The organism is Rufibacter sp. JT20002 (assembly GCF_056491185.1).
The window spans coordinates 464,292-481,058 of sequence record NZ_JBSZJY010000001.1 but is presented as its reverse complement, the minus strand read 5'-3'; the positions used below and the strand labels follow the sequence as shown (position 1 = coordinate 481,058).

11 protein-coding genes are annotated in these 16,767 nt (G+C 46.0%); 8 read left to right on the top strand and 3 right to left on the bottom strand.

Annotation, left to right across the window (positions count from 1 at the left end):
* Window positions 1–408 precede the first annotated feature (408 nt).
* From ACW9SV_RS02000 to ACW9SV_RS01980, 5 genes are all read left to right on the top strand, one after another.
* Complete coding sequence (locus ACW9SV_RS02000) at window positions 409–3,618, top strand: SusC/RagA family TonB-linked outer membrane protein (protein ID WP_479555062.1); 3,210 nt, start codon at window positions 409–411, stop codon at window positions 3,616–3,618.
* 18 nt (window positions 3,619–3,636) lie between these two features.
* A complete protein-coding gene (locus tag ACW9SV_RS01995; RefSeq protein WP_479555061.1) occupies window positions 3,637–5,322 on the top strand; it encodes a RagB/SusD family nutrient uptake outer membrane protein in 1,686 nt (561 codons plus the stop codon).
* Between the two features lie 32 nt (window positions 5,323–5,354).
* On the top strand, window positions 5,355–6,518 hold the full coding sequence (locus ACW9SV_RS01990; RefSeq protein ID WP_479555060.1) for a glycan-binding surface protein: 1,164 nt from the start codon (window positions 5,355–5,357) through the stop codon (window positions 6,516–6,518).
* A 22-nt stretch (window positions 6,519–6,540) separates the two neighbouring features.
* Window positions 6,541–8,112: an IPT/TIG domain-containing protein gene (locus tag ACW9SV_RS01985; protein WP_479555059.1), complete on the top strand. Its 1,572-nt coding sequence runs from the start codon at window positions 6,541–6,543 to the stop codon at window positions 8,110–8,112.
* 343 nt (window positions 8,113–8,455) lie between these two features.
* Window positions 8,456–10,108: a glycosyl hydrolase gene (locus ACW9SV_RS01980; protein WP_479555058.1), complete on the top strand. Its 1,653-nt coding sequence runs from the start codon at window positions 8,456–8,458 to the stop codon at window positions 10,106–10,108.
* Window positions 10,109–10,432: 324 nt separating this feature from the next.
* Here ACW9SV_RS01980 and ACW9SV_RS01975 read toward each other — a convergent pair whose 3' ends face one another.
* The gene (locus tag ACW9SV_RS01975; RefSeq protein ID WP_479555057.1) at window positions 10,433–10,846 is read right to left on the bottom strand and encodes a hypothetical protein; all 414 of its coding nucleotides are present in this window, start codon (window positions 10,844–10,846) and stop codon (window positions 10,433–10,435) included.
* Between the two features lie 104 nt (window positions 10,847–10,950).
* Window positions 10,951–12,189, bottom strand: coding sequence for an HD domain-containing protein (locus ACW9SV_RS01970; protein WP_479555056.1), 1,239 nt, complete (start codon window positions 12,187–12,189; stop codon window positions 10,951–10,953).
* Between the two features lie 144 nt (window positions 12,190–12,333).
* On the opposite strand from ACW9SV_RS01970, the gene porX reads away from it, so the two are divergent.
* The 3 genes from porX to ACW9SV_RS01955 are packed head-to-tail and all read left to right on the top strand — an operon-like array spanning window position 12,334 to window position 15,569.
* On the top strand, window positions 12,334–13,896 hold the full coding sequence (gene porX, locus ACW9SV_RS01965; protein ID WP_479555055.1) for a T9SS response regulator signal transducer PorX: 1,563 nt from the start codon (window positions 12,334–12,336) through the stop codon (window positions 13,894–13,896).
* Window positions 13,889–14,365, top strand: a complete 477-nt coding sequence (gene tsaE, locus ACW9SV_RS01960; RefSeq protein WP_479555054.1) for a tRNA (adenosine(37)-N6)-threonylcarbamoyltransferase complex ATPase subunit type 1 TsaE — start codon at window positions 13,889–13,891, stop codon at window positions 14,363–14,365. The genes porX and tsaE overlap by 8 nt, the downstream gene beginning before the upstream one ends.
* Entirely contained in the window at window positions 14,334–15,569 is a 1,236-nt protein-coding gene (locus tag ACW9SV_RS01955; RefSeq protein WP_479556504.1) for an alanine dehydrogenase, read from the top strand. Before tsaE ends, ACW9SV_RS01955 begins: the two co-directional genes overlap by 32 nt.
* Before the next feature lie 268 nt (window positions 15,570–15,837).
* Here the strand turns inward: ACW9SV_RS01955 and ACW9SV_RS01950 are convergent, their stop codons facing one another.
* The gene (locus ACW9SV_RS01950; RefSeq protein ID WP_479555053.1) at window positions 15,838–16,740 is read right to left on the bottom strand and encodes a flavin reductase family protein; all 903 of its coding nucleotides are present in this window, start codon (window positions 16,738–16,740) and stop codon (window positions 15,838–15,840) included.
* Window positions 16,741–16,767 lie beyond the last annotated feature (27 nt).

Here is a 16,767-nt window from a genome sequence, read left to right as displayed (position 1 = left end):
TTAGTACCCGTTATTCTTTTAAATCTTTAACAAGAGGTTTTTTCTTATAAATGCCAACGATGGCATAAGAGAGAGAGGGTAATGGACTGTTTGCATCAAAGAATTGATAAAAATGTATTATATAGCTGCAAGAAATCTTCTTAGATTTGTATTGCTGCAAATAGCATAGAGTAAAGGTGTTGGTAAGAGTGAGGGTCTAGTGATTTACTTGAACGATTTTCAAAATCAGAATTTCTAAAATCAGAAGCAGATAAAGAGTGAGGTTCTTCTCCAATCCCCTGGGAGCAAGAGGCACTTTTGTTAGTTCTGTTATTGCTAAAGCTTTAAAGATGAATTGATTGCTGGTGTTTCTGGCGTGTTTTTTTGTTTACACCTATACTATGTTTACTACCTAATTCAAATTACCCTATGATTAAAAACTTATACTCAGACAAAGATTACCAAAAAAGTAATTATGTCTTGAAATCTAAGAAAGTCTGGATGATGATAGCCATGGTAATGGCTATTCTGACCCAGGCTTTTGATGGTTTGGCGCAAACTGCCAGACGGACAATTACTGGTAGAGTAACGGCAGCATCTGATAACTCGGGTATGCCAGGCGTGAGCGTAGTAGTGAAAGGTACAACCAACGGTGCCTCAACTGATGCGAACGGGAACTTCTCTTTAGAGGCTGGGAACACAGATGTGTTAGTGGTGACCTTTATTGGTTACGTGTCTCAAGAAGTACCAGTAGGAAACAACACTACTATTAATGTAAGCCTACGGGAAGATGCCCAGACCTTGAATGAGGTAGTGGTAACGGGTTACGGTGAGTTGAGAAAAAATGACCTTACCGGGGCTCAGACTACGATTAATGCTGCTGCCATTGAGAAAACAGTAAACACCACTATTGAGCAAGCTATTCAAGGTCGTGCCCCAGGGGTTTACGTTACCCAGAACACTGGTGCTCCAGGCGGTGGTATCTCTGTGAACATTAGAGGGATAAATTCAATCAACGGAAGTAATGAGCCATTGTACGTAGTGGACGGTGTTCAGATGGTAGGTGATGCTACTCCAAGAGGTTCTAACCCACTTTCTACTCTGAACCCTTCAGACATCGAGAGCATGGAGATTCTTCAAGGACCTTCTGCTACTGCTATTTATGGATCAAGAGCTACCAACGGGGTTGTGTTGATCACTACAAAACGTGGTAAAGCAGGTGATGTGAAGGTGAACTACACTTACTTGTTTAGCCAACAGACCGCTCCTTCAAGATTGGAGGTAATGAATATGCGTCAATACGCGCAAATGGAGAACGAGTACAAAGCCATTGCTGGTGGTACCGTGCGGGAAGAGTTCTTGGACCCTACTTTGTTAGGTGAAGGAACTAACTGGCAAGATGAATTATTCAACAGCGCCGCTATGCAGAAACATCAAGTGAGCTTAAGCGGTGGTAGCGAGAAAACCACGTTTTACTTGTCTGGTGAATATTTAGATCAGGAAGGTGTGGCTCTAGGATCAGGCTTTGACCGTGCTTCTGTTCGTTTGAACATTGACAACAAAACCCGTAAGTGGCTGGACCTGGGCGCAAACTTTAACTTTTCTCAAACTAATGAGAAACTAAGCACTACCCAGAACGACATCATCACCAGAGCTATTCAATTGCCTCCGCACATTCCGGTTAAAAACCTGAATGGTACCTATGGTGGAGGTGTTGTTACTCCTCAAAATACATCTGAGCAATTCACCCCGCCAAACCCAATTGGTTTGGCAAACCTTACCACCAATGAATTGACCAGAAGACAGTTTTTAGGTGGTCTTAACATGGCTTTTCATATCCTGCCAGGTTTAGACTTCCGTACTTCTTTCAACACCAATGTGAGTTACTCAAACTCTCTTTACTTCTTGCCAACTTACCAATTTGGTTATCAGAAGAATGAGACGGCTCGTCTGAACAACCGGGATAACATCAACACCTATTGGAACTGGAACCAAATGGTGCAGTATGTGAAGCAGTTTGGGAACCACAACATCAACATCATGGCTACCCATGAGACCCAAGAATCTACCTGGAGACAGATCTTTGCTCAAAGAGATGGTTTCACTACAAACGAAATCCTTGACTTGAACGCTGGTGACAGACTTAGAAGCGATACAGAAGGTGGCCACGGCGACTGGGCAATGGAGTCTTACTTAGGTCGTATCAACTATAACTTCCACGACCGCTATATCATCCAAGCTGCGTTCCGTGCTGACGGTTCTGTAAACTTTGGTTCTGAAAACAAATGGGGTTACTTCCCGTCAGTTTCATTTGCCTGGAGAGTTACTGAAGAGCCTTTCTTCAACTTGCCGCTTGTAAATGACTTGAGATTGCGTTTTGAAACTGGTTTAACCGGTAACCAAGGTGGTAGCGGCGCGATCTATGGTACTTTAACTTCAGGTCCTTCACCATGGGGAACCAGCTTCCGTCCAAACAAATATCCAAATCCAAACTTCCAGTGGGAAGAAACCAGAACCGATAACTTTGGTATCACTTTGGGTATGTTTGAGAACAGGGTGCAGATTGAAGCAGATTATTACATCAAGAACACTGATAACCTGATCTTACCAAGTTCATTGCCATGGTACATGGGTACGAACGGTAACGGTTCAATTGCCGCCCCAACTGTAAACGCAGGTTCTCTGCAAAACAAAGGATGGAGCTTCTCTCTGAACACTGTAAACGTAGACAATGGTCAGTTTAAATGGGAGTCGAACTTTAACATCTCTCATTTCAAAACCAAAATCAAAGACCTGAACAACCCAACCGGTATCATGGACCGGATCAACTGGTGGATGAACAACTGGACTCAACGCTCTATCATTGGAGAGTCACCATGGATGTTCTATGGTTACATTGAGGAAGGAATCTTCCAAAGCTTGGAAGAAATTGAAGCTAGCGCCTTACCAGCTGATAATAATGGTGTTGAGTATCCTATTGCTGAGAACAGCATCTGGGTAGGAGATGTGAAATACAAAGACATCAACGGTGACGGTATCATTACTGGTGAAGACCAAACTTTCATTGGTAATCCTTGGCCAAAGTTGTTTGCTGGTTTCACGAACACTGTGTCTTATAAGGGATTTGATTTAAGTGTGTTGATCACCAGCACCATTGGCAACGATGTTTACAACTACTTACGTAGCGAGAACTCAAATCCTAACAACATCAACTTAGGACGGAACCTGTTTATTGGCGCTTTTGATTATGCAAGAGTAGCTACGGATGCTAATGGCAGACCATACTTAGAGAACCCAGGAACTACCGTGGCAAGAATGTCTGGTGGAAACAAAAACAACAACTTCTCTCGCCACACTGACAAGTATGTAGAAGACGGTTCTTTTGTGAGACTTAAAAACGTGACCCTGAACTACAATCTTCCATCAACTTTATTAGCTAGACAGAAGTTTATCAAAGGAGCTAGAGTAGGGGTAAGCGCACAGAACGTTTGGACAATCACTGGTTATTCAGGTTATGACCCTGAGGTTGGTTCTTATGTGGGACCAAACGCAGAAGCAAGTAACGCTGCCATTGGTGTAGATTACGGACGTTATCCATTAACACCGGTTTATTCTTTCAACATCGGTATTGATTTCTAATTTAAAACAGCAAGTAAAATGAAAAATAGATATTTTCTTATTGGGGCATTGGCAGCACTATCTGTGTTTTCAGGTTGCTCTGAAGAATTCCTTGACAGACCACCGCAGGATACGTTGGTTGACGCCAACTTCTACCAAACAGACCAGCAGGTATTAGCAGCTACTGCACCTCTCTACAGCGTTGTTTGGAAAGACTATATTGACCAGGCGAACTTCAAGCTGGGCGACATTAGAGGAGGAACCGTTTTCCGGGCATGGGGTGATAGAGATCATACCTTGTTCAATACAACTTCAGTATCTCCTGATAATGGATCTGCTTACCGTGCCTTCTATGTGGTAATTGGGCAAGCTAACATGGCCATCTCCAACATCAACACCTACGCTGGTGCGGGAGTATCTGCTGCTATAAAGAACCATGCATTAGCAGAAGCCAGATTTATGCGCGCTACTGCTTATACTCACCTGGTGTCTAATTATGGGGCAGTACCTATCATTGAAGACAACATTGCTGTTCTGCAGAATCCTACCCTCGTTAGAAATACTGTAGAGAGCGTTTGGGAGTTCATCACCCGCGACTACCAGTTTGCTGCTCAGAATTTGACACCTACTGCTGTTGAACCAGGAAGACTAACCAAATGGTCGGCAGAAGGAATGCTCGCCAGAACATTCTTGACCCGGGCAGGTGTAGAGTCTGCCGGTGGGGTTAGAAAACAGGAGCACCTGGATAAAGCCAAAGAACACGCGCAGAGAGTGATCACCATGAGTGGTAAAGCGCTACTTCCAAACTATGCCGACTTGTTCACCTATCCTTATGATAACAACAACGAGTCTTTGTTTGAGTTGCAGTGGGTATTTACTACTGACTATGCTTCTGCGAACACCATGGTTTCCCAGATTACCTACAGCAATGATATTGCCAATGGTGACGGATGGGGCGGTGACTTAGGAGCTTCCTGGTGGATGCTAAGCCTTTATGACGGCCTGATGCAGGACAATGGCACAAAACCTGGATTCACCATGGACCAGCGTTTGAAGTCAACTTTCATGTTACCAGGTGCGGTTTACCCTGAGATTACCCAAACCGTAAGAGATGCGGCAGGAAAAGAATCTGAGCAAGATTTGGTTTTCCCAGCGCCAGGAGCTACTGCTGACCAGAACTTTGCCAGCATCAAGAAATACGTAGTGGGTAAAGCCAAAGACGTAGGAGGACAAGCTGCCCAGCAGCGGTATCCAAACAACACCTATATGTTACGTTTGGCCGAAATGTATCTGATTTATGCAGAAGCAGCTCTTGGGAACAATACTTCCACCACAGATCCAACAGCCCTGGAGTACTTCAACAAAGTGCATACCCGTGCTGGTCTGGCTCCTTGGGAAGGTGCCCTTACCTGGGATGATATCTTCGAAGAGCGTGTGAAGGAGTTTGCCATGGAAAGCATTGCTTGGTATGATCTGGTAAGATTACACTATTACAACCCTACAAAGGCTTACGAAATCATCAATAGCCAGGACCGTGGTTTGTTTGTAGTGAAACCAGATAGAATGCCTAACCCAACTGGATGGACATTCACTAAAACCTCTTGGTTTGCTGAAAGAATGGCAGTTGCCAATTCTGGTAACTTCTTGATTCCATTACCTGCATCAGAGGTAAGCCAAGCGCCAAGCTTGAAAGAACCTGCAGTTCCATATACATTTAAAGACTAGTGCATTTAGGAAAGAATAGAAAAGAACATTATATGAGAACAACATTAAAATCTTTGTTATTCCTGCTTGTTGCTTTTGTGATGACGGGAGTGTTTTCAGCCTGTTCGGAAGATGACGATCTTCCGAACGGCGGAAAGCCTATGGTAAGTTATATCAGGGTTACAAGACCAGCCTCATCTGATTCGCTTATTACAAAGGCAGGCCAAGGCGCCATGATTGCCATTGTTGGGGAGAACTTAGGTAATGCCCGCGAGCTTTGGATCAACGACCAACAAGCTTCCTTAACCCCAACTCTTATCACCAATAATTCCATCATTACCCGTGTTCCTACGAACATCCCTAATGAGATCACCAACAAAATGAGAATCATTTTTGCCAACGGTGAGGAGTTGGTGCATGATTTCACGGTAGACATCAGCGAGCCTAGAATTGACCGGATGTTAAGTGAATATGTGAATACAGGTGACGTAGCTACCATAGTGGGTGACTTCTTCTATGAGCCACTTAAAGTGACTTTTACTGGCGGGGCCGAAGGAGAAATCGTTTCTATTAAGGATTTCAAAACCCTTGAAGTGAGAGTACCTGCTGGGGCACAACCAGGACCAATCACTGTTACTTCCAACTTTGGCGCAACTGAGTCAGAATTCTGGTTCCGCGACAACCGGAACATCATAGCTGACTATGAAGATACCGACTTTGGTGGTTGGTGGCATGGAAGCACTTTCATCAAAAATGGTGATGATCAGGTGCAACCAATTAGCGGAAAATTCTTGCGCATTGATAAGGAAAGCACTGGTGGCTGGTTTGAAGCTTGGGTAGGAGAAGGTACGATTAAGCAAAAGACCAAAAACATTCCGGCAGATGCTTTCGCCAATCCTGCTAAGTACAGCCTCAAATTCGAAATCAATACGGTATCACCACTTGTATATAATGAAGTCCGAATCTTCTTTGGTAATGGTGGACCAGGGGACAGAAGCAAAACAAACTACGTTTGGCAGCCTAACATCAATACTAAGAATACGTGGGAAACAGTATCTATTCCTTTTGCTGACATCCATGAGGATAATAATAAAGGTGGTAATACATTCAGTTACAACCCAGATGGATATGCTGTTTCCTTCTATTTCACAGGGTCAGGCACAAAGGCCCAGTTTGCAATAGATAATCTACGGGTAGTTCCAAACGAAATTCCTTAACGAAACTTCTGAAAATCGACGTATGAAGAACTTTTATAATATCAAGGTATTACTACTGGTATGCTTGCTGGCGACCTTCGGATTCTTGCAGTCTTGTAGTGATGATGAAGATGACGCAAACTCTGGGCAGGTAGAATTGTTGAGCTTTGGACCTACTGGTGCGAAGCACGGAGAGACTTTGAAATTCATTGGGCACAACCTTAACAAAGTTGAATCCATTGTTTTTACCGGCGCTACCGTTAACAAAGACCAATTCAAATCCCAGTCCTCTGAGTTAATTGAGGTTGTTGTTCCACAGGCAGCAGAAGAAGGACAAATCACCCTTAAGGTTTCGGGTGGCGAGGATATTACTTCCAAAACTGTTTTAAGTTTTGAAGTGCCAGTATCAATCGCAACCGTTACCGGTGAAGCCAAGCCTGGTACAAATATTACCATCACTGGTAACTACCTGAACTGGGTAGAGGGTATTAAGTTTGGTTTATTAGAAGACACTGTGACGGAGTTTGTCAGTAAGTCAATGACAGAACTGGTAGTTATGGTGCCAATGGAAGCTAAAACCGGAACCCTTACTTTTTTTACAGGTGGTACAGAACCAATGGCAATTGAAACTGAAGGTGATTTGGTTGTTACTTTACCTAAAGTAACTGCTTTGAGCCCAGGTCTACTGAAACACGGCGAAAACCTTACTATCACCGGAACTGACCTTGATCTTGTAAGACAAGTAAATTTCATGGGAGTGGGTGCTGCTAATGTTACTAGCTTTGTTAGCCAATCTGCCACTTCGCTTGTAGTTAAAGTTCCAGATAATGCCAGGAAAGGAACAATTTCTTTAGTTGTTCCATCTATGGAAGTAGTAACTACAACTCAAGAAGTGGACATTATCCTTCCAGCAGTTACGGGTGTTTCTCCTACTCCTGTTACAGAGGGTGCTAACTTAACCATTACTGGTTCTAACCTTGATCTTGTAAAAGAAATCATCTTCCCAGGTGTAACTGCTGGAGTTAGTACTTTTGTAAGTCAAAGTCCTAGCCAGATTGTTGTTAAGGTACCTACCGGAGCCATCAACGGAACTTTAAAATTCAAAACTTTTAAGAATTTTGAGGTTACTACTACTGGCAGAATCACCTTCCCAGGAAGCGGTCCTGCACCTTTAAGATATACTTTATATAATGATGCCTTAACAAACGGATGGCAAGAATGGTCTGCTGCAGGCAGCAAACCAGACCTTGAGAATACCGAACAAGTATTTCATGGTAGCAAAGCTGTAAAGGTTCCTTTCGTTGCATGGAGCTCCTGGGGTGGTGGATTTTCACCATCAGCTGCACCAGCTGGTAATTATACCGAATTCACCTTTTGGGTATATGGTGGCCCTGGTGTAAATGGTAAAGTTAGATTGCTTGTTAACCCAGGTACCTGGGATGACCGCACTACATTCAATGTGGTAGCTGGTAGATGGACAGAGGTAACTATTCCTCTTTCTACCTTCAGAGACAACAATGGTGCTACCAACCCTGCTACATGGACTGACATCCGTTTCCAAGCGGAAGGAGCTATCAATGGTCCAGTTTGGTTTGACTACATTGGATTTAGATAATCTTTAGGAAAATTCTTTTTGAAAAGAGCACGGGGCAAATAGAGCCTCGTGCTCTTTTCATTTATGGAAAAGTTTAATAAGGGGTAAATAATTCATAAGAGTCAAATAACTGTGAAAAACACTTTTAGGCTTTGGTAATTAAGTGTTTTAAAACCTATCTAAATCAGCTGAATTGTTGCTTTGCTGGTGTCATCCAGGAGCAAGTTGAGAACACACTTATAATTGTTTTCTTTAAATTATAGATTGATAAAAAAGTGCTAACCCCCTGATAGTAAACCTGCCTAATTTTGAAACAAGCAGGTTGTTATATCTGCTCCTTTCTCCACTTTTGAAATCGTGTTCCATGATAAAAGACATTACTAAGCTAGTATACATCTTTCTGCTTCTTGCGTTTTCTCTGAGCGCCTCTGCCCAGAAGTTTGAAGCTGAAAATGCCATTTTAGCTGGAGGGGCCACCAAGCAGACTTGTGCTAGTTGCTCAGGAGGGTTTTATGTAGCCCAAGGAGAGGGGAACCTAACGTTTAATGTCACTCCTGCCAAAGCAGGCTTCTACAATATTTACATACGGGGTGCTTCTTCGGGGGGAAACAAGATAAACAAGTTTGATATTGACGGAAACAACCTGGATTTCTCCTTTTCACAAACTCAATATTCTACCTTGAAACTGGTAGGCGTGCTGAAATTATCTGTCGGCCAGCACCAGGTGAAAATTATTAAGTCTTGGGGTTGGATTAACATTGACTACATAGAGTTTGAAGAGGTAGATGGGGCCAACCGGTTCAACCTGAACCAAAATTTGGTAACGGCTAACCCAATTCCTGAAGCCAAAGCATTGTATGACTTTCTGCTGGATAATTACGGCGAAAGGATTATCTCAGGAGCTATGACCTTGAGCAGCTTTGATGAATCAAATTGGTTAAAGGAAAACACCGGAAAGGAACCTGCTCTTTTGGGCTTGGATTTCATGCACAGTGACAGAGGGTACAACTGGTACAATGACAAAACCCCCATCAACGACGCCAAGACTTGGTACAACCGCAACGGTATTCCAGCCATGTTGTGGCATTGGCGCGATCCTTCCAGAAGAACGGAGGAATTTTACACTCAGAACGCTTCAAAGCCCAATGGTACCACCTTTGATATCTCCAAGGTGTCAGATGTGAATTCAGCGGAGTACCGGGCTATGTTAGCCGATATTGACTTTGTTTCTGGTATGTTGAAGGAGTTGCAGGAGCAGAACGTACCGGTAATCTGGAGACCTTTGCACGAAGCGGCTGGTGGTTGGTTTTGGTGGGGTGCCAAAGGGGCTGCCCCTTTGAAAGAACTTTGGCGTTTGATGTATGACCGCATGGTGAACCATCATGGTCTGCGAAACCTGATCTGGGTTTGGACCCGCGAGCCCAATGATGATGACTGGTACCCCGGCGATGCCTATGTAGATATAGTGGGACGAGACGTGTACAAAGACGGAGACCACGGTTCCCAAATTCTGGAGTTCAGTGACATGAATTCCCGTTACGGCGGCAAAAAGATGCTGACGCTAAGCGAAACCGGTTCTTTCCCTGACGTAGATAACCTGGTGAGAGACGGTGCCGCCTGGTCCTGGTACATGCCCTGGTACGGGGGATACACCCGCGAAAGCAGATATAATTCCTTGGCTTTGTGGCAGAAAATGTTCGCGCATGACTACGTCATCACTTTGGACGAAATGCCGAACCTCAAAACGTACGTAAGAAGAGGGCAGGTAACCGGTGTCGCTGATCTGGCAGAGGAGAAAAAGGATTTCTTGGGCTATCCCACCGCAGTGCAGAATCAATTGACCATCAAGGGGCGAAAATCTATCAAGTCGGTGGAGGTCTACACCCAAACCGGGGTGAGGGTGCTCAATCTGAAAGCAAATGCCAAGGAGTTGGTAGTATCAACGGCGGGTCTAAACCCTGGCTTCTACTTGGTAGTGGTGAATGGGGTGAAAGCCATTAAGATCATCAAAGAGTAGGCTTTTAGTTTTGAGAGGATTTTTCTAAATCAAAAGGCAAAGGCCAGATTCCTACCTCAGGAACCTGGCCTTTGCTTTTTGATTTTAATAATGCCCAACCATTTTTCAAAATGCAATGGGCGTGCCTGTATTGTATTTATTGCTCTAGATTATAAAGGGCATGAAGGAGGATGCTTTACCTGGTTTCTGAACAGAGCTTTTAAGCCTTGAATATGAATTGGTGCCTTACTCCGAGTTTTACCTCGTTTTAGGCTCGTTTTTATGAACCAACCTTCAAAACAGGATATACGAAAGTGGGAGGCTGGTTCCTCCGAAAGGCAATAATCAAACTTCTTCTTTCAACGTTCCTTTAAGCCAGGAAACAGCCTGTTGTTTATCTTGGAAGTTGCGCAAAGGAATAGGAAACCGAAGTTCCTGTTTGGCTTCCTCTACTTTATTTTCCCGGGTTACGTCTGAGGTGATCACCCGGGCCATTTTTTCAAGCCGGGTGCTCATAAGGTTTTGTCCAAACTCTTTGATAACCTCTTTGTACTCGTTGCCAGAGATTTCCAGGGAGGCGCTGCTTGAATCAATCATCAGTTTCTTGATGTCGTAGCTTTTAATATGGTCTACTAGAATCTTGAGAGCCTGTCGTATCTCCAGAACCAGAAAGTCCTGCACATCGGGCCATTTGATATAAAGAATGTCGGTGGCGGGGTCATAGTCTAACGTGATTAAGCCACTCTGGTAAATGATCATCGGGTTGTTAAAGGTTAAAGAGAAGAAGAGTGAGGTTCGTCTCCAGGGTTAGGTTGGGTTTTGGGGCTGTTTTAAGAAAAAGGGCCGTAAAGCAGGTCTGGTGATTAGAGGCTCATACGGGTGATTTCCTTGGGGTAGCAGACGTAGTATTTTTCTACTTTCTTGCTCAAGGCTTGGATATTGGGAAGGTCAGAGGCTTCGGCTACGTCTACTACCAGGCTTTGCTTGGTCAAGACGTTGATGTTCTCTCCGCCAGATTCATACGCGTTGTTGCTAATCTTACCTTCCACTACCATGTAATGCGCTTCTTCGGGGGAAATATCAAAATGCTCCACCGCTAATTCCCGCACCCCCACCAGAAAGTCAATGTCAAATGGAGTAGGAGAAAGCATGATCTTGAAGAGTTTCCGCTCCAGCATGCAGGTAGATAGGTAGCTTAGGATTCTGTCAGGGTGCTCGGCCCAGGCTTTGATGGCGCTCCAGACATCGTAGTCATCCAGAGACACAAAACGCGGCATGATGGTGGGGTCGCGTTCAAAATCCAGGATGGAAAGGCTCTCGCGGAGGAAGAACTGCAGGTTACGGCTGGCGGGCACGGCAACACCCCGTTGGGTTAGTTCGCGGGCGCGTTGCATGATCTTCATGACCATCTGCTCCGCACTGGTCACTGTCTTGTGCATGTACACCTGCCAGTACATAAGGCGGCGGCTTACCAGAAAGCTTTCAATGGAATAGATGCCTTTTTCCTCTACCACTAGGTGATCTTCATGCACGTTCAGCATTTTCAGCAAACGGTCGGCGCCAATCTTTCCTTCCGAGACCCCGGTGTAGAAGCTGTCCCGGTTAAGGTAGTCCAAGCGGTCCACGTCCAGTTGGCTGGAAACCAGTTGATGGAAGAAGTGGCGGTGGTAATTATCGGTGAAGATATCAATGGCCAGTTGCAGGCGTCCATCAAACTCTTGGTTCAGCAACTCCATGATGTGCAGCGAGATCTGCTCATGGGGTACCTGGTCAAAGATGGCAGTCTCCAAGGCGTGCGAGAAAGGTCCGTGCCCAACATCGTGCAGCAAGATAGCCGCCATGGAAGCCTCACACTCTTTGTCGGTAATGATGTTATCTTTGCCGCTCAGGCTCTGCAGGGCAATGTTCATGAGGTGCATGGCCCCCAACGCGTGGTGGAAACGGGTATGCAACGCCCCTGGGTACACAAATTCCGTGAGACCCAGTTGTTTTATCCGACGCAGGCGTTGGAAATACGGGTGTTGGATGATGTCAAACAGGAGGTCAGACGGAACCGTGATAAAGCCGTAAACCGGATCGTTAAAGATTTTTTTCTTATTCAAGATAACTTAGTTCTTGTAGTGTCCGTTGTCGGTTAATGTAGTATTATGTGATTTCTACGGAAAGCGCCTGTAAAAGGCAAAAAGATCTGTAGTGGCGCAGAATGCTCCAGCCTATACACAAGCTATGAAAACCAATAACTAGCCATGCAAAGATATACTATTTTGTGGGCGGACGACGAGATTGACCTTCTCAAGCCCCATATTCTCTTCTTACAGGAGAGAGGTTACGACATAACCCCTGTTAACAGCGGGGCCGATGCCGTGGAGAAGGTGCAGGAACAAACCTATGACCTTGTTTTCCTGGACGAGAACATGCCCGGCCTGAGCGGCCTGGAAGCTCTGGGAGAGATCAAAGCCGCGCGACCAACCCTGCCAGTGGTCATGATCACCAAAAGCGAGGAAGAACACATCATGGAAGAGGCCATCGGTTCCAAAATCGCCGATTACCTCATCAAACCCATCAACCCTAACCAGATCCTGCTTTCCGCGAAAAAGATTCTAGACAACCGCCGTCTGGTAGAGGAAAGAACCAACAGTTCCTACCAGCGCGATTTCCGCACGCTGGGCATGGCCTTTGGCGAGCGCCTGAGTTACCAAGAGTGGGCCGATGTGTACAAGAAGCTGGTTTACTGGGAACTGGAAATTGCGGATACCGCCGGTAAAAGCATGGCCGATGTCATCAACATGCAGAAAGACGAAGCCAACACCAACTTCGCCAAATTCATCATGGACAACTATGAAGAGTGGGTGAACGACGAAACCGATGAGATTCCGTTAATGTCGCACCGGCTGTTCAAGGAACGCGTGTTCCCTATGATGAAGGAAAGTGATACACCGGTGTATTTTGTCTTGATTGACAACCTGCGCTATGACCAGTGGAAGGTTTTGGAGCCCATTATCACCGATTACTTCAACGTGGAGCATGAGGAGATGTACTACTCCATTCTGCCAACTACTACCGCCTACGCGCGTAATGCCATTTTCTCGGGCATGCTGCCCGCCGATATTGCCAAACGGTACCCCAACCTGTGGGTGTCTGATGACGAAGAAGAAGGCAAAAACCTGCACGAGGAAGATTTCCTGCAGATCCAGTTCCAGCAGAATAAGGTCAACGATAAGTTCAGCTACCATAAGATCACCAACAACACGGCCGGCAAAGAACTGTTATCCAAGTTCAGCAACCTGGACAATAATAAGCTCAACGTGATTGTCTATAATTTCGTGGACATGCTCTCACACGCCCGTACCGATATGCAGATGATCAGGGAGTTGGCTGCCGACGAGGCTGCTTACCGCTCTTTGACACGCTCTTGGTTTCTGCACTCGCCTTTGTTTGATACCTTAAAAGCCATCGCAGACAAGAAAGGCCGCCTCATCATCACCACCGACCATGGTACCGTGCGCGTGAAAAAGCCGTTCAAGATTGTGGGCGACCGCAATACCAACACCAACCTGCGCTACAAGCACGGCAAAAACCTGGGCTTTACGGAGAAAGATGTGCTGGTATGCCGCAAGCCAGAGCGGTTCCACCTGCCAAAAAGCAACGTGTCTACGGCTTACGTCTTCGCCATGAACGATGACTTCTTTGCCTACCCTAACAACTACAACTACTACGTGAACCACTACAAAGACACGTTCCAGCACGGAGGCGTCTCTTTAGAGGAAACCATCATTCCATTTATAACCCTTTCACCTAGAAATGCCTGAGCCTGAAGCGCGCCAGCAAATAATTGAAATCTTCACAAAAGCGGATTTACCGAAGGCCGCCGCCAAATTGTTATCATTTATCGGACAAAAAAGGATAATTTTGTTTGAGGGTGAGATGGCGGCCGGTAAAACCACCTTTATCAAGGCGATATGTGTCCAATTGGGGGTACAGGAACCGGTCAGTAGCCCTACATTTTCGCTCGTGAACGAGTACGAGGCAGAGAATGGGGAACTCATTTACCATTTTGATTTTTATAGGGTCGAAAATCAGGAGGAAGCCTTGGATATAGGGGCGTTGGAATATTTCAGTTCCGGTCACCTGTGCCTGATAGAATGGCCCTCAAAAGTGGCAGACCTGCTCCCTGAGGAAGGGGTGGAGGTAACTATTGAAACCGGAGAAGCCGAAGAGGCGCGTATCATTAGCATGAGAGTTTATGATGGAGGAAATGACGGAGAAGAGCGGGTTTGAAGCCCTGACCAAGGCCACAGCACGTAGTCTGATGCCCAAAGAGTCAATGTTGGCGATAGAAACCCGTAAACGGAATCTGTTTATTGGCATCCCCAAAGAATCTTCTTTACAGGAAAACCGCATCGGGCTTACGCCGGAGGCAGTGAAACAATTAACCGATAACGGGCACGAAGTCTGGATTGAATCTGGGGCGGGGGCTCCCTCCAAGTACTCAGACCATGAATTCTCAGAGGCGGGTGGGGTCATTGTCTACTCTACCAAAGAAGTCTACGAAGCAGATATCCTGCTCAAGATTGCGCCGCCTACTTTAGATGAATTAGATTATTTCAAACCGGGCCAGACCCTGATCTCGGCGTTGCAGATTGGCTCCCTTACCTCAGAGTACATCAGCGCCCTTTGCCGTAAAAAGATCAATGCCATCTCCTTTGAGCTGCTGAAAGATAAGTCTGATACCAAGCCGGTTGTAAGGGCTATGAGCGAGATTGCCGGTAGTACCGTTATGCTGATCGCGGCCGAGTACCTGAGCAGCAGCAACGAGGGCAAAGGCGTGATTTTAGGCGGTATCACTGGTGTGCCTCCCTCCAAAGTGGTGATTATTGGCGCCGGAACCGTAGCCGAGTATGCAACCCGTGCCGCTTTAGGTCTTGGAGCCGAGGTAAAGGTCTTTGACGATCATCTGTATAAACTGCGCCGCCTCAAGCAGAACGTAGGAACCCAACTCTTCACCTCCACCTTAGATCTCACCATTCTGCACCGCGAAATCCAGGATGCCGATGTAGTGATTGGAGCCGTAACCGCCGAAGATGGGCAAGTGCCGTGCATGATTGCGGAAGACGTGGTTGCTAAGATGAACCCCGGGTCTGTTATCATTGACGTGAGTATTGACGAGGGAGGTTGCTTTGAGACGTCTGAGATGACCACCCACAAACGCCCCGTTTACCGCAAGTACGATGTCATTCATTACTGCGTGCCCAACATACCATCAAGGGTGCCCCGTACCGCCACCAAGGCTCTGAGCAATATCTTTACGCCCATGTTTCTGGAGATCTCCAAGTACGGCGGCGTAAACGAAGCCCTCTTCACTCACGAGCATTACCGCAGCGGTGTGTACATCTACAAAGGCAGCCTTACCAATGCTTCCATCGCGAAGAAATTCAATATGCGCTACAAAGAACTAAGCTTAATGATTGCCGTCCGCAATTAACGTATGATAGATTAGTTACTAAGCATCGGATTTAAAATATATCAAAAAGCTGTTCTGGGTCTCTTTTCAAGAAAAGGGGCTCAGAACAGCTTTTTGATTTTTGAAAAAAGAATAGCGGCTAATTACAGCTGTGTAGGAGCAGTCCCTTGTGGTTGCGCATTTGACTAGAAATAGAACGGGCAACCACAGGAGATTGCCCCTACTTCATGTTACAAACAAACCTCAATCTGTTTTAAAGCTGTTTTTGAGAAATTAACCGAAAAGGATATCAGGAATGTTCAATGGCCAAGAGCGCCTTCCAAGCTTCCTGAACCCTACCTTCTTTCAAAAGCCGCTGGGCCAGTAAGTGAATTTGCTTCTCGGTTTCGGCGGGGTTATTTTGGTGCTTATGAACCAGGTATCTGTAAAGAGGCTGGCTAGTAAATTCCTGGACCTCCGCTGATGTGGGCAAACTTTGGGTGTTTCCTAGCCGGGCGAGGTTATTACCCGTGAGCACGGAGCTTTGGCGGATGTGGGCCGGTAGTTGGTCAATGCCCATTCCTTTGTTCTGCAGCGGCTTCGGCAGTTCAAACAGGCAATTGCCTTGGGCACGGAGGTACCAGTCTCCGCCCAGTCGTGCCACGGCATCTAACTTAAATGGATCAATGGATTTGCCAGTTGCCCCGAAGACTTCCTCTTTCACGTGCAGCAAAACAGCTTCACAAATGACTAAGTTGGCTGCCCCGCCTTTGTCCCCAATGGGTTTTACCTCTAACACCTTGCACTCAAAAGCCGCCGGTGCTTCTGCTACTCGGGGCGGTTTCACTAGGGTAGAGGCGATGGGAGTAAGACCTGCCTTCAGGAATTCATTCACTCCTTTGTCGTACTCGGTACTAGCCAGAGACATTTGCTCCACCATGGCGTAATTTCCTATGTTGATGACCACCTCGCCGGTTTCCAGCACATTGTCCAGGGTGTGCTTGCCGGTGTTATCCCGTACTCGGCGAGAAGGGGAGAAGACAAGCACCGGTGGGTTAGAGCCAAAGCAGTTGAAAAAACTGAAAGGGCTTAGATTCACATTGCCGTCTTTGTCTACGGTGCTGGCAAACGCAATAGGGCGGGGAGCAATGGCTCCCAGCATAAGGCCATGGAACTCGGACGTTGGTATCTCTTTGGGGTTGAAGCTCCTCATGGAATAGGTTTGAAGATTTAGAAATCA

Excerpts from the sequence above, each read along its gene's own strand:
- ACW9SV_RS02000 (WP_479555062.1), top strand. The coding sequence starts at position 409 with ATGATTAAAAACTTATACTCAGACAAAGATTACCAAAAAAGTAATTAT.
- ACW9SV_RS01995 (WP_479555061.1), top strand. The coding sequence starts at position 3,637 with ATGAAAAATAGATATTTTCTTATTGGGGCATTGGCAGCACTATCTGTG.
- ACW9SV_RS01990 (WP_479555060.1), top strand. The coding sequence starts at position 5,355 with ATGAGAACAACATTAAAATCTTTGTTATTCCTGCTTGTTGCTTTTGTG.
- ACW9SV_RS01985 (WP_479555059.1), top strand. The coding sequence starts at position 6,541 with ATGAAGAACTTTTATAATATCAAGGTATTACTACTGGTATGCTTGCTG.
- ACW9SV_RS01980 (WP_479555058.1), top strand. The coding sequence starts at position 8,456 with ATGATAAAAGACATTACTAAGCTAGTATACATCTTTCTGCTTCTTGCG.
- ACW9SV_RS01975 (WP_479555057.1), bottom strand. The coding sequence starts at position 10,846 with ATGATCATTTACCAGAGTGGCTTAATCACGTTAGACTATGACCCCGCC.
- porX (WP_479555055.1), top strand. The coding sequence starts at position 12,334 with ATGCAAAGATATACTATTTTGTGGGCGGACGACGAGATTGACCTTCTC.
- tsaE (WP_479555054.1), top strand. The coding sequence starts at position 13,889 with ATGCCTGAGCCTGAAGCGCGCCAGCAAATAATTGAAATCTTCACAAAA.
- ACW9SV_RS01955 (WP_479556504.1), top strand. The coding sequence starts at position 14,334 with ATGGAGGAAATGACGGAGAAGAGCGGGTTTGAAGCCCTGACCAAGGCC.
- ACW9SV_RS01950 (WP_479555053.1), bottom strand. The coding sequence starts at position 16,740 with ATGAGGAGCTTCAACCCCAAAGAGATACCAACGTCCGAGTTCCATGGC.